The following is a 12,772-nucleotide window of genomic DNA, read 5'->3' as shown; positions in this document are numbered from 1 at the left end:
CAGCCCATCCACGCCTTCTGCGCGGAACCGCTTGACCCATTTGGCGACAGTCTTTGGCGTAACGTTGAACTGGCACGCGGCGGCTGCCTTGCTCAGCCCGCCTTCAACAACGCATCGCACCATGGCCTCTCGACCTTTGGGCGTCAGTGGCGCATTCTTGTGAGTGTCCATTCGGTCCCCCGCGAATCACTGTGTGTTTGGTGACATCAGCGTTCACGGCACGGGCCGAATGGACAACCTCCTGAAAGTTCACATCTAGAGCTGCGGTTCTGATTCAGTCAGAACCGGAAATGCTCTAGAAGCTCGCCTGCGTGCAGGCGGAAGGCCGCGGCTTTGGGCCTCGCTTGTCGGGCGGGACGTTGCAATTGTCGATTCGCTGCTCGTCGGTCCATTTCGGGCCGAGTCGCTCCTTGCCGGTGAGCACCTTCGGTGCCTCGGCGGACGCCGCCGCACGTCGCGCGAGCGAGGAGGGCGGCGGACCGTGCTTGGCCTCCTGGCCAGAGGCCTGTATGGCAAAGCCGATGCCGAGTAGTCCGGCAAGCAGCGCGCGGCTGAGCGCTTTCATGGTCCACTCCCTTTTGGCAAAGCATATCGCCGCTGATTGAACAGCCTGGAGATCAGGCTTGCCACCCGGAACCTGAAAAGATTTCGCTCGGTTTGTTCGATGCGTTCGCAATTGCAAAATGCGCGCGCGAAAGCCATGCTGAAAGGAAGCGAGCATGCGGCTAGCTGCCGTAGAGTGTCGACAGGGAGGAAAATTCGATGATGAGTTTACGCCGATCCATGCTTCTGACCATGACTGCGGCCGCGTTGGCGATCGGGCATTGGCCGGCTTTTGCGGCGCCCAAAGCGGCTGATCCGATCGCGGCGTTCGACACAGACAATGACGGGACGCTGGATCTGATGGAGGTGAAAAAGGCCGCATCGGCGCTGTTCGCAAAGCTCGATCGCGATCATGAAGGCACCGTCGACAAGCGCGAACTGGCGGGACGGTTGAGCGCCAAGGAGCTCGCGGCCGCTGACCCCGATCACGATGGAACGCTGACGCTGGATGAGTATCTTGCCGTTGTAGAACAACGCTTTAAGGCGGCAGATCCGGACTCCGACGGCACTCTCGACGCAAAGGAATTACACTCGAAAGCAGGGCAAGCTCTGCTGCGCTTGCTGAAATAGATTCGACGTCCGTCCAACGCCGCCCGGCCACGGTCGTGAAGATTTCCCGCTCGCAGCTTGCACGGGTAGGGGCCCCTTGCGTTAAGTGCGGGGCAGCCCTACCCTTGGGCACGGCGCGAACCTGCGCCAACATTGGACCAATGTACTTGGGAGGACCCCCGAATGACTTGGAAGACTCCGAAGATCGTCGAAGTGCCGGTGGGCATGGAAATCAACATGTACGCCTGCGCCGCGCGCAAGTGATCTGACAAGCGATCTGCCCGGCTCGTCCGCGAGCCGTGGCAGACGTCTCCCTCCGGGTGATTCAAGACCCCACCTCGAATTCAAAAGCTCCCGCACATCGCAAACCGGCCTCAGCGCGATCGCTCGGCAATGAGCCATTCATTGATTCGCCGGCATGAAATACATCGTCGAACGCGACGACAGCGGCACCCGCATTGTGATAGCGTCAATCGTCAGGGCAATCAGATCAGATCGAGACGGTCGGCGTGGGAAAGCTCATTCGCGCAGCACAAGCCGGGATCATGATCACGTGCGCCTGCGCGTTGCTCCCGCGTTGCGCGACGGCTGAAGGCATCGACAGCGAGCATATCTTTGGCTTCATGATCGGCACCGACGTCGGCGAGGTCGGTGAGCTCGAATTCCAGAGCCAGACCACGGGACGTTTTGCCAAGAGCGCCGGCGGCTATCGCGCGGTCGACCAGCAACTCGAGCTGGAGGCCGTGCCGGTCGATAATTTTCGCGTCGAGCTCGGCAGCAGCTTTTCGGCCCATGACATTGCGGGCGTGCCTGACATGGATGATCGCCGTCAACTGGGCTGGCAGGAGCTCTCAGCCGATTTTCGCTACAGATTTCTTGATCGGCAAACCGCGCCCGTCGGCTTGACGCTCGCCGTGGAGCCGCACGCCGGTCGTATCGACGAGATCACCGGCGCCTCTGTCCGCAGCTATGGGACGGACGTGACGCTGGCTGTCGAGCGCGAGGTGGTGCCCAATGTGGCCGTCGTCGCGCTCAACCTGCTCTACCAGCCGGAATGGACGCGCTTGACGGCAACCCAGGCCGCGGTGCAGGAGGCTACCGTCGGGGCAGCGCTGGGCGCCATGGTGCAGGTGCATCCGGGAATTCTTCTTGGCGGCGAAGCGCGCTATTTCCGGAACTATGATGGCATCGGCCTGCAGGATTTTGCGGGACAGGCGCTCTTTGTCGGCCCCGTCGCTTATTTCCAGCTCTCGGAGCGGTCCCGGCTGACGGCGGCATGGAGCGTTCAGGCCTGGGGTCGCGCGGCGGGATCGGCGGTATCGCTCGATCTCGTCAATTTCGAGCGTCACCAGGCGCGGCTGGTGTTCGGTGTCAGTTTTTAGAACAACGGGAACTTTCACGCTGTCTTGAAACCAAGCCGGCCGAATGGCGTAGTTCAATGTGATATCGCGATGAAGAGGCCATCAAGGGATTCCAGGCATGAACCCGATTGATTTGGTCATAACGATCTGCGCCGTCCTGTCGCCCACCACCTGCGAGGAGACGCGCCTGGTGTTCGACTCCAACATATCGTTGACACAATGCGCCATGGCCGCGCCACCCTACATCGCGCAATGGATCGGTGAGCATCCCAAATGGACGGCGGTGAAGTGGCGCTGCGAATATCCGCACAGCAACGACAAGGCTGATGCCAGCAAGGCTGGCACGGCCGGCTAAGCTACTTGTTGCAGTCCTTCAAATCCTTGTCGGAAATTGAGAACACCGCATCAGGTTTGATCTCGATATCGCGGACGAAGCATTGCCTGGAATCGGGATAGCTGACCTTGGCATCATAATGCCCGGGCTCCACGCCTGTGATGCGCAGGCGCTCGTCGTGATCGACTTCCTTGTCCTTGTCGTTCAGGGTCTGGTTGGGGCCCCATGCGTTCTTGCCCGCGGGCGACAGCTCGAAGCCTGAGATGGTCGCGCTGGTCAGGTTCCAGAGCCGGACGCCCTTGCCCTTGGTTTGCGCGAACAGGATGCCGGGCAGGGCGGTCAAGATCAGGACAATGGCGGTTGGGACGCGCAGCATGGGACGTTTCCTCGATTTTTTTCGGCGCAAGCCTCGCTTAATCCGCGGCAAGGTTCAATAGCGCGAGATCGGCCTTGATTGTCGCGATCTCCGCCTCGCTGCGCGCCGCGCGCGGTGTGGCGATGGGCACGACGCGCAGGATGCGCGCCGGCCGTGCCGACAGGAAGAACAGCCGGTCCCCGAGCCTGACCGCATCATCCAGCTCATGGGTGACGAGCAGCGTCATGGCCGAGCGATTGGCGACCAGTGTGGCGATCTGCTCGCGCAGGCGCGCGGCCAATGCCTTGTCGAGCGAAGCGAAGGGCTCGTCGAGGATGAGGAAATCCGGATCGACCGCGAAGGCCCGCGCGAGCGCGACGCGGCGGGCGAGGCCGAGCGACAATTCGCCCGGAAAATGGCTACGGTGTGCCGCGAGCTCCAGAACATCGAACAGCTTTGCAAGCGCCTCTTCGTCGGCGAGCGGCGCGGCAAGCCGCACATTGTCGTCGACCGTGCGCCAGGGCAACAGCCGCGGCTCCTGGAACACCATACCGAGCCGCGCCTGCAGCGGCCGCTCCACGGTGCCCTCGAAATCATGGTCGAGGCCGGCGAGGATGCGCAGCAGCGTACTCTTGCCGCAGCCGGAGGGGCCGACGAGGACCGCGACCTCCCCGGCAGCGAGCGAGAAGCTGACATCCGAGAGCACCTCGTGCCGCTTGCCGGACGCGCTCTCGAACGCCTTCTTCCTGATATCGACATCAAGCCGCACGGAGCCGCCACCGGGTTAGGCGCGCCTCGAACGGCTGCACCAGCGCCGTCTCGATCACGAGCACGACGGCTGCGAAGCTCAGCGCATAGGCGAGCAGCCGAGGTGTGTCGAACAGCTGGAAGGCGACCCCGATCTCGAAGCCGACCCCGTTGGGCCGGCCGAGCAGTTCCGCAACCAGCACGATCTTCCACACCAGCGAGAGGCCCGACCGCGCAGCGGCGGCGATATAGGGAGCAAGCTGCGGCAGCACGATGTGCCGGAAGGCGCGCCAGCGCGGAATCGCAAACACCTGGGCCATCTCGTCAAGCGACGTATCCAGCGCACGCGTGCCTTCGCGCAAGGTGACGATGGTTGCGGGCACCTTGTTGATCGCAATCGCCGTGATTGCGGCAGCCTCGGTCAGGCCGGCCCAGATATAGGCCAGCACGATCACCACCAGCGCCGGCAGGTTCAGCAGCAGGATCAGCCAGGGATCGCCGAGGCGATTGGCAAGTCGCACCCGCCCCATCAGATAGCCGATCGCAATACCGAGCGTGATGGCCAGGCTGAAGGCCAGCGCAACCCGGGCGAGCGTGACCCCGATATTGAAGAACAGCGCACCGGATGCTGCTTCTGACATCACCACCTGCATGACGGCGGGTGGCGCCGGAAGCTTGGTGCTGCCGGCGAGCAGCGCCGCGATCCACCAGGTGGCCAGGAAGATCGCGAAAGACAACAGACGCAGCACCTCAATCTCCGGGAAGTGCGTGATAATAGGTGCCGGGGTCGAGATCCGAGGCCGGCCCCACGAGGTCGCGACCGCCGATGCCGGCCAGCACGCGATAGAGCACGCGTGCATCCTTCTCCTCGTCCTCGATCCGGCGGTGCGGAATGCCTTCGCGATAGCGGTCGCGATAGGCCCGTAAGGTTGCGGCATCGGCGGCGCCCGTCAGCTTGGCGATCTCCTCCCACGCGCTGTCGGAGGTCGACAGGATCTGCTTGGCCTTGCGCGTCATGTCGACGAAGCGCGCGAGTCTGTCCCGGTTGGCGTTGGCCCATTCCTCCTCGAAGACATAGCCGACCATCGCGACCGGGCCCTTGGCGCCGAAGCGCTGCACGATATCCTGGATCGGGGCGAGGCGACGGAATCCCTTTTCCTCCAGCGCCGCGCAGAAATTCCAGTAATTCACCGTTGCGTCCATGTCGCCGTTGAGCATTTGCGCGGCAACCAGCGGTGCCGCGCCATAGACGATCGTCGAATCCGATTTCAGGTTGATGCCGTCCTGCTGCAGCGAGGCCTGCAGCAACAGCCAGCTCTTGTCGATCGGCCCGCCGGCGACCGCAAGCCTGCGGCCCTTCAGGTCGGCGAGCGTCTTGATCGGCGAGGCAGTCGGAACCATCACCGCGCCGAGCGCGCTGGAATAGGGATAGAACGCGAGCTTGGCGCCGAGCGAGCGCTCGCGCGACACCCAGAGCCAGTCGGAGATCATGATATCGGCATCCCCCGCGCGCAGCGCGATCTTGCCCGCCTCCGGACTGGCGAGCTCGCGCACGTCGAGGGTGAGGCCGGCGTCCTTGTCCAGCCCGTGCGTGCGGATAATCGCGAGTTCCCAGGCGAAGGTGCCGGTCTTCTGCGCCGCAATGCGTATGGTGTCGGCGGCGCTGGCGGCCCCGATCTGGATGGCCGCAAGGGCGGCGGCGATCAACGCGCGAACCAGGCTCTTCATCGTCTTGCGGGCCATTTCCTCGAATGTCTGCTTTTCAGGACCACAGTGATAGCATAGCCTCAAAAGTCAACGGAGGGCGACCAATGACGTATATCGGGTGGGTCACGCGCATCGTTATCGTGACGACTGCCGCGATGACAACCGCGGCAATTGCATATGCGGAAGAGGTCAGCGACTACCCGACCTCGGCACGGGCCGAATATGTCTTCGGCTGTCTGAAGGCCAATGGCGAGATGCGGCAGGCGATCGAGCAATGCTCCTGCTCGATCGATGTCATCGCCTCGCTTCTGCCCTATGACAGATATGTCACGGCCGAGACCGTGCTCAGCATGTCGCAGGTGCGGGGAAACCTGGGCGGCGAGTTTCGCTCATCCGAGCAGGCGACGAACGCGCTCAACGATTTGAGGCGGGCCCAGGCCGAGGCCGAGGTGAGGTGCTTCTAAGAGCATGATCCGGAAAAGTGTGTAGCGGTTTTCCGAAAAGATCATGCTCAATCAAGACCTAAAGCGCGATCACGATTCAACCAAATCTCATCGCGCTTTAGGTGCGAAGCAGAATCAGATCCCCGCGTCGACCTTCCATTCGTCGCGGTATACGTGACCCGCGGTGTCCTTTGCTTCGGCGCGGAAGGTCTTGGCTCCGTTCGAGACATAGGTGAAGCGGAGATTGGGGTCTTCGGAAATCGAAATTCCACCTTCCATCGATAGCACCGGGCTATCGTCCTGCCACAGCTTCAACTGATCGATGAAGAACGCCGGAATGTAGAGCTGCGTCACCTGGTCCATCTGCAGGCCGGAATTGTTGGGGTGGCCAATCATAATCTGCGCTTCGCGGGTCCCGTCTGCACCCTCTTGCCCCGGTCGTGCAAATTGCCGGTACTTCATCTGGCCGAGATGATTGCTGGCCTCATCGGCATCCTTGGCGGCGGGCGCCGAGCATCCGCCTGAGGCTTTGACAAAGGTCTTCACCATATAGAGCTTGCCGTCGCTGAGCTCGGCGACCGCATGAACGTCGGTGTAGTTGTTGACGCGGACGCGGGTCGAAATCTCGGACACGCGGGCATCCGGCCCGAGCTCGAATTTGGCCGCCATCGGCGCCGGGTTCTGGTCGATCACAAGCGTGATCCTCACCACGTGCCGGCTGTCGGTCGACGCCAGCTTGTTGTGCAGGGTGACGGGCACGATCGCCGCATCCTCGGCGCGGTAGGGCATCTCGATGCCGATGATGTCGCTGCCATCGTTCATCGGACGGTTGTTGAAGATATCCTGCACCAGGCCGGGCCAGGGGTCGTAGCCTTCGGCGCCCGCCGTTGGGAGCTGGGCGGCACCAAGCATGCCGCTCAGGAGAACGAGGATGGCGAGACTGAGCAAGCGACGTCCAGGCATCAGGCGGTCCTCGCGGCGACAGGATTGACGCAATATACGCGATGACAGCTGTTATTCCCATTCAATTTGCGAAAATGCTGCAGTTGCGTTGCGTGCATTGTAGTCATCGAACAGAGACCAGCGCGCCTTCTCCGAGGCTGCCGCGGTGGCCGCGGTGGCTGCGATGGGATCGCCGCGCGCCACCGCCGCGCGCACGTCAGCGGCCAGGGTTTCCAGATAGCGCCGTTCATCGGCCAGCGCCGCCGGCCACGGACTGACCGGGCCGTGGCCGGGAACCACGCGCTGCGCGGGTAGCGCGCCGAGCTTATCAAGTGCCGACAGGAAGCCGCGAAGGCTGCCGTCAAGGACAGGCACATGGGTGAGGAATACGAGGTCGCCTGCGAACAGGGTTCCCGATTTTTCGTCCGTCACCGTGAGATCGCTGTCGCTGTGCGCCGCAGGCCACGCCTGCAAGGTGAGTGTCCGCGAGCCGAGATCGAGCTTTTGCGTGTCCTCGACCAGAAGAGTTGACGGGATCAGGCGTACCTCGTCGATCAGCCCGGCGCCCATGATGCGACGAAAGGCGTCGATGTAGAATTGCCCGTGGGTCGCGAGCGCCCGCGGCAGGTTCTTGTGGCCGACAAACGTGGTTTGGTCGGCAGCGAAAGCCGCGTTTCCAAACATGTGGTCGGGATGGCCATGCGTATTGATGACATAGCGAACGGGCTTATCGGTATGGCTGCGGATGGCGGCGCGGAGCTCTCGCCCCTCGCGTACGCTGCCGCCGGTATCGATGACGGCGACCGCATTGTCGCCGACGATGAAGCCGATATTGGCGATGGCGCCGTCGTTTTCGCGTGTCATCAGCGCGATCGCGCCGATATGCACGAAAACGCCGGGCGCGATTTCGCTCACAGGCAATTCGTGTTCGCTCTCAGACAAGTTTCGCGGCTGAGCGTACGCGACGATGGACATGCAGAGCGTGGCGAGCGATACCAGAATCAATAAGCGCCGAACCATGATCCTGCCTCCATTTCACCACGACGTGATATCTACCGTGTTCCGCCGCGTGGCCGGGTGCGTCGCAGCACGCGCGGCCACTGAAACCGTTCTGCTTAATCCGTTGCACGCGTCACTTCGCGAGCATAGCATTTTGCCAAAATCGCACCGCTGTCGAACTTCGGTTCGTGTGATCGCGGACGTCTCTGGGAGGTTTGCAACGATGCGCTGGCTGCCTGTCTCGTTCATTGTCATTCTCGCCATGCTCGGCGGCGCGCAACGCGTGCATGCGCAGACCAGCGACAGCGGCGATCTCTCCATCGAGCTCGTCGATCCCAAGGTGCTCAGGGTCTGCGCCGATCCGCGCAACATGCCGTTCTCCAGCGAAAAGGGCGAGGGGTTCGAGAACAAGATCGCCGAACTGTTCGCCGAAAAGCTGCAGAAGAAGCTCGATTACGCATTTTTTCCGCAGGCCACGGGTTTTGTCCGCGTCACCCTCGGCGCGCATCGCTGCGACGTGATCATGGGCTTTCCGCAAGGCGACGATCTCGCGCAAGGTACCAACCCATACTACCGGACCGCCTACGCGCTGGTTGTCAAGCCCGGCAGCGGTCTTGAAGACGTGACCACGCTGGAGGACGAGCGTCTGAAGAACAAGCATATCGGCATCATCGCCGGCACACCGGCCGCGACCTACATGGCGGTGGATGGCTTGATGCCGAACGCCAAGCCTTATCCGCTGATGATCGATACGCGCGTGGATTCGTCGGCAGAGGCCATGATCAATGATCTGACCTCGGGCGCGATCGATGCCGGCGTGCTGTGGGGGCCGATGGCCGGCTATTATGCCAGGAAGATGACGCCGCCGCTCCATATCACGCCCCTGGTGAAGGAGAAGGGGGGACCGCGGTTGGTCTATCGCATCGGCATGGGCGTGCGGCCTGCCGACCAGAACTGGAAACGCGAGCTCAACCGCCTCATCCAGGAGAACCAGCCGGCCATCAACAAGATCCTGCTCGATTATGGCGTGCCGCTGCTCGACGAGAACGACCAGCCGATCAGTGTGGGAGCCGCGGCCAAATCGCCATGAGAGCGCTTCTTGCATGCGTGGTGATGCTGGCGCTTGCGTCGGCAGTCTTCGCGCAGAAGGGCGTTCCGGAGCCGCAGGATTACCGAACCGACAATTATCGAGCACCTGTGCCCGCAACGCTCGCCGGCGCTCGGGTGCTGACGACCGAGGCGGCCGAGGCGATCTGGCGCGCAAAGAATGGTGTCTTCGTCGACGTGCTGCCGCGCCCGCCGAAGCCGAAGAATCTTCCCGAAGGCACGGTCTGGCGCGACAAGCCGCGGCTCAATATTCCCGGCAGCATCTGGCTGCCCGACACCGGCTACGGACGATTGGCGCCATCGACCGAAGATTATCTGCGCAAGGGTCTTGCTCGCGCCACCGAAGGCAACAAGAGCACGCTGCTCGTGGTCTATTGCCAGGCCGATTGCTGGATGTCCTGGAATGCCGCCAGGCGGGCGCTCAGTCTCGGCTATTCCAACGTCGCCTGGTATCCGGAAGGAACCGACGGCTGGACGTTTTACGACCTGCCGACGCAGGAGTCGCAACCGGAGCCGCGCCCGGACGAAGAGACACCGCCTGCGCGCTAGCTAGTTGTGGAATCGGCGAGTTCATGGCGTCGTAACTACTTATGCTTACTGTAAAAGGCGGATCGAAGGCCGTCGGAGACGCGCTCAATGAGCTGGCCCCCCGCATCGAGCACGCCCGCGAACGACAGCAGCGCGTGAATCATCCCTGGCCAGCAGTAGTGGTTGATCGGAACGCCCGCCTCGCGGAGCTTGACGGCGTACTCGTTTCCCTCGTCACGCAACGGATCGAATTCAGCAGTGATGATCAACGCCGGCGCCAATCCTGCCAAGTCAGTCGCGTAGGCGGGCGAAACCTGCGGATCGGTGCGATCGATGCCCGGCGGGAGATAGGCGTCGTAATAAACCAGCGCATCGTCCCGCCCCAATCCGTATGCACCGGTCCCGAGCTGTTGCCAGGATTTGCTCGACGCGGTCGTATCCAAGGTCGGATAAAGCAGAACTTGCATGATCAAGGGCAGCCCCTCGGATTTTGCCTTCTGTGCGGCCCATGCCGCGAGCAATCCGCCCGCGCTATCGCCTCCCACCGCGATCCGTTGCGGATCGGCATTGATTTCAGTGGCATGGCTCAACCACTTGAGCGCTGCCCAGACGTCCTCATTCGCCGCCGGGTACGGATGTTCGGGCGCCAATCGGTAGGCCACTGATACGACCAGGCAAGCGGCGCGGTTGGCCAGCGCACGACAAGCGGTGTCGTAAACGTCCAGATCTCCGGTGACAAAGCCACCGCCGTGGCAGAACAGCAAGACTGGCGCAGGAAGCGCGAGTTCTTGACGCGGTACATAGAGGCGTATCGTCAGCTCGCCGGCAGAACCGGGAATGACAAGGTCTTTCGTCATCCCGATTGGTTCGTGCGGGAAACCGAATTGAGCCATGCTGATTGTCCCCGCTCGCACAGCGGCGATCTTTTCGTCAGCGGAAAGGGGCGTTCCCGATGTTTGCGTCGCGGCGGATTGCAATTTCGCCAGGAACTCTACGACTTGTGGATCGAGATCGGCATGCGGACTACTATTCACTCGTGCTTCCTTTTTGGTGGCTCTTTGTGTTCGTGGACCAGCGTCCCAAGGCTCGCCAAGTCTTGGGGGCCTCGCCAAGTCTTGGCGGCCTCGCAAGTCTTGGCGGCCTCGCAAGTCTTGGCGGCCTCGCAAGTCTTGGCGGCCTCGTATGCGTCGTCAGGTGTTGAGAATGCGAGGAGGCGATGGTGTGCGCCGCCATCGCCGAGCCGTTAGGTTGGTCAGCACCGAACTGCCCTTCGTCTGGGAGCCACCCACCATGCTGCGCATGAATCCCTTTCAGAGCCATTTCATTTTGGGCCGAAAGCATTTCGTTTGTAACGGGCGACGCGGCCATTCATCCGAGTAATACCGTAACGCAGTCCCGCGCCACGGCCACCGGGCCGTCTCGATCTGGCGGCCACGGGCCGTTTGGTCAAGGCCTGTCGTGCTCCTCGGAAATGTCCTTGTTGGTGTAATCGGGCATCAAGGAGGTCGCGATAATGCTGACGACCGCGCAGAACAGGATGTAGGCTGCAATCGCGTAGCCCGATCCGGTGGCCGCGAGCAGTGCGGTGGCGATCAACGGCGCCGGCCCGCCGGAGATAACTGAAGAGAGCTGGTAGCCGATCGAAGCGCCGCTGTACCGCAGCCGGGGCGTGAAGCACTCGGCGATCAAGGCCGCCTGCGGGCCATACGTCAAAGCGTGCGGTACGAATGACAGCACGATGGCGATGAAGATCAGCGCCGGCACTGCCGTGTTCAGCATGGCGAAATACGCAAAACCGAACAGCCCGGTGAGGACCGCGCCGATCAGATACAGGCGCTTGCGCCCGATGCGATCCGACAGGTGACCCGCCAGCGGGATGTTGAAGAGCTCAATGGTGCCGGCGGCGATCAGACAGATGAGCAGGAAGTCGCGATCCTGGTTGATCACCTGGGTGCCGTAGGCGAAGACAAAGGCCAGGTAGATGTAGGCCGGCGCCTGTTCAACCATCCGCGCAAACGCCGAGAGAATAATCGATCGCGGCTGACGCTTGATCACCTCGATGACCGGAACCCGCTCGACACGGTTTTCGGCCACAATCCGCCGGAACGCCGGCGTCTCCATGATGCCGAGCCGGATGTAGAGCCCGATGGCGATCATCACGAGGCTGAGCAAGAACGGGATGCGCCAGCCCCAGACCAGGAACTGGTCGCCGGACATTCGGCTGAACACGAGCACTGCTATGTTTGCCAGCAGCAATCCGGCGGGACCGCCGAGCTGCGGCCACGAGGTGATGAAACCGCGGTGCTGATTGGTCCGTGCCCACTCCATCGAAAGCAGCACCGAGCCACCCCATTCGCCGCCGACCCCCACGCCCTGGATGAAGCGGATGACGGTCAGGATGACGGCACCCCAGATGCCGATCGTCTCATAGGTGGGGACGATGCCGACGGCAGCAGTGGCAAGTCCCGTCAGAAGCAACGTCGCTATCAGCGTGGCCTTGCGACCGATGCGGTCGCCATAGTGGCCGAAGATCGCGGCACCGATCGGCCGGGCGATGAAACCCACCGTATAGATGGCGAACGCCTGCAGCACCCCAACCAGAGGATCGGACTTGGGAAAGAAGAGCTTGCCAAAAACGAGGCCGGTCACCGTGCTGTAGAGCAGGAAATCGTACCATTCGATGGTGGTGCCTACGGTGCTGGCGATCAATGCGCGGCGCAATTGCGCCCGGTGCTCGGCTTCCGGCAACGGGCCGGCAGTGATGTCCAATGTCGTCATTATGAATCTCCTTGATGAATCTCCTTTGGCGCCCGTCGGGGGGGCGCCTGCTGGAATGCGTTTCATCCCCATCCGGGAAAGTGGATGGTGGCATCGACTGCTATTTTCTTGTTTGGCTGGGGCGGTGGCGTCATTGCGCACATCCGCCCGTGCCGGCTGTCGGGGGCCGGTCCTGGATGGCGAGCGGCGCCACCGTTCGCCATCGCGGGAGCGGACATCGCTCAAATGGCACGGTCTTGCGAACTTAGCACGATCTTACAAAGTTAGAAATCGAGCCGCTTGGTCTACCCGGAAAATTCGACTTTGGTCCGTGGTAGGC

General features: G+C 62.3%; 17 protein-coding genes. 7 read left to right on the top strand and 10 right to left on the bottom strand.

The features are described 5' to 3' along the window. Both A3AI_RS46530 and A3AI_RS0130505 read right to left on the bottom strand, forming a co-directional pair. Positions 1–171 (bottom strand): helix-turn-helix domain-containing protein (locus tag A3AI_RS46530; RefSeq protein ID WP_036050510.1); only part of this gene is annotated, 171 nt, incomplete at its 3' end. Between the two features lie 124 nt (positions 172–295). Next, positions 296–565 carry a hypothetical protein gene (locus A3AI_RS0130505; RefSeq protein WP_024519215.1) on the bottom strand — a complete coding sequence of 90 codons (270 nt, stop codon included), beginning with the start codon at positions 563–565 and terminating at the stop codon, positions 296–298. A gap of 230 nt (positions 566–795) precedes the next feature. On the opposite strand from A3AI_RS0130505, the gene lanM reads away from it, so the two are divergent. The 4 genes from lanM (at position 796) to A3AI_RS0130485 (ending at position 2,868) form a co-directional block, all read left to right on the top strand. Beyond that, positions 796–1,173, top strand: a complete 378-nt coding sequence (lanM, locus tag A3AI_RS0130500) for a lanmodulin LanM (protein ID WP_502685774.1) — start codon at positions 796–798, stop codon at positions 1,171–1,173. Between the two features lie 162 nt (positions 1,174–1,335). Next, entirely contained in the window at positions 1,336–1,416 is an 81-nt protein-coding gene (gene pqqA, locus A3AI_RS43685) for a pyrroloquinoline quinone precursor peptide PqqA (protein ID WP_035721241.1), read from the top strand. Positions 1,417–1,661: 245 nt separating this feature from the next. Continuing rightward, complete coding sequence (locus A3AI_RS0130490; protein ID WP_024519213.1) at positions 1,662–2,534, top strand: DUF6662 family protein; 873 nt, start codon at positions 1,662–1,664, stop codon at positions 2,532–2,534. 97 nt (positions 2,535–2,631) lie between these two features. Continuing rightward, on the top strand, positions 2,632–2,868 hold the full coding sequence (locus A3AI_RS0130485) for a hypothetical protein (protein WP_024519212.1): 237 nt from the start codon (positions 2,632–2,634) through the stop codon (positions 2,866–2,868). 1 nt (position 2,869) lies between these two features. On the opposite strand, the gene A3AI_RS0130480 is transcribed toward A3AI_RS0130485, so the two are convergent. Genes A3AI_RS0130480 through A3AI_RS0130465 form a run of 4 tightly spaced genes read right to left on the bottom strand, consistent with a single transcriptional unit; the run spans position 2,870 to position 5,677 of the window. Beyond that, positions 2,870–3,223, bottom strand: a complete 354-nt coding sequence (locus A3AI_RS0130480) for a hypothetical protein (protein WP_024519211.1) — start codon at positions 3,221–3,223, stop codon at positions 2,870–2,872. A 37-nt stretch (positions 3,224–3,260) separates the two neighbouring features. After that, positions 3,261–3,971, bottom strand: coding sequence for an ABC transporter ATP-binding protein (locus A3AI_RS0130475; RefSeq protein WP_024519210.1), 711 nt, complete (start codon positions 3,969–3,971; stop codon positions 3,261–3,263). Then, positions 3,961–4,698 carry an ABC transporter permease gene (locus tag A3AI_RS0130470; protein ID WP_024519209.1) on the bottom strand — a complete coding sequence of 246 codons (738 nt, stop codon included), beginning with the start codon at positions 4,696–4,698 and terminating at the stop codon, positions 3,961–3,963. The genes A3AI_RS0130475 and A3AI_RS0130470 overlap by 11 nt, the downstream gene beginning before the upstream one ends. Before the next feature lies 1 nt (position 4,699). Beyond that, positions 4,700–5,677 carry an ABC transporter substrate-binding protein gene (locus A3AI_RS0130465; RefSeq protein ID WP_024519208.1) on the bottom strand — a complete coding sequence of 326 codons (978 nt, stop codon included), beginning with the start codon at positions 5,675–5,677 and terminating at the stop codon, positions 4,700–4,702. Positions 5,678–5,760: 83 nt separating this feature from the next. Here A3AI_RS0130465 and A3AI_RS0130460 point away from each other — a divergent pair, with 83 nt between their 5' ends. Continuing rightward, complete coding sequence (locus A3AI_RS0130460) at positions 5,761–6,120, top strand: hypothetical protein (protein ID WP_024519207.1); 360 nt, start codon at positions 5,761–5,763, stop codon at positions 6,118–6,120. Positions 6,121–6,234: 114 nt separating this feature from the next. Here the strand turns inward: A3AI_RS0130460 and A3AI_RS0130455 are convergent, their stop codons facing one another. Both A3AI_RS0130455 and A3AI_RS0130450 read right to left on the bottom strand, forming a co-directional pair. Continuing rightward, positions 6,235–7,011, bottom strand: coding sequence for a quinoprotein dehydrogenase-associated SoxYZ-like carrier (locus A3AI_RS0130455; RefSeq protein ID WP_502685777.1), 777 nt, complete (start codon positions 7,009–7,011; stop codon positions 6,235–6,237). 102 nt (positions 7,012–7,113) lie between these two features. Then, on the bottom strand, positions 7,114–8,061 hold the full coding sequence (locus A3AI_RS0130450) for a quinoprotein relay system zinc metallohydrolase 2 (RefSeq protein WP_024519205.1): 948 nt from the start codon (positions 8,059–8,061) through the stop codon (positions 7,114–7,116). 202 nt (positions 8,062–8,263) lie between these two features. Here A3AI_RS0130450 and A3AI_RS0130445 point away from each other — a divergent pair, with 202 nt between their 5' ends. After that, positions 8,264–9,130, top strand: a complete 867-nt coding sequence (locus tag A3AI_RS0130445; RefSeq protein WP_024519204.1) for a substrate-binding domain-containing protein — start codon at positions 8,264–8,266, stop codon at positions 9,128–9,130. Next, positions 9,127–9,696: a PQQ-dependent catabolism-associated CXXCW motif protein gene (locus A3AI_RS0130440; protein ID WP_036050031.1), complete on the top strand. Its 570-nt coding sequence runs from the start codon at positions 9,127–9,129 to the stop codon at positions 9,694–9,696. Before A3AI_RS0130445 ends, A3AI_RS0130440 begins: the two co-directional genes overlap by 4 nt. A 35-nt stretch (positions 9,697–9,731) precedes the next feature. Here A3AI_RS0130440 and A3AI_RS0130435 read toward each other — a convergent pair whose 3' ends face one another. Then, complete coding sequence (locus A3AI_RS0130435) at positions 9,732–10,709, bottom strand: alpha/beta hydrolase (protein WP_036050030.1); 978 nt, start codon at positions 10,707–10,709, stop codon at positions 9,732–9,734. A 412-nt stretch (positions 10,710–11,121) separates the two neighbouring features. Further along, positions 11,122–12,594, bottom strand: coding sequence for an MFS transporter (locus A3AI_RS43680; RefSeq protein ID WP_245286984.1), 1,473 nt, complete (start codon positions 12,592–12,594; stop codon positions 11,122–11,124). Positions 12,595–12,772 lie beyond the last annotated feature (178 nt).

The sequence above is a fragment of the Bradyrhizobium sp. Tv2a-2 genome (genome assembly GCF_000472425.1).
Classification (GTDB): Bacteria; Pseudomonadota; Alphaproteobacteria; order Rhizobiales; family Xanthobacteraceae; genus Bradyrhizobium.
The sequence above is the reverse complement of the archived record's forward strand: the minus strand, read 5'-3'. Positions and strand labels throughout refer to the sequence as shown.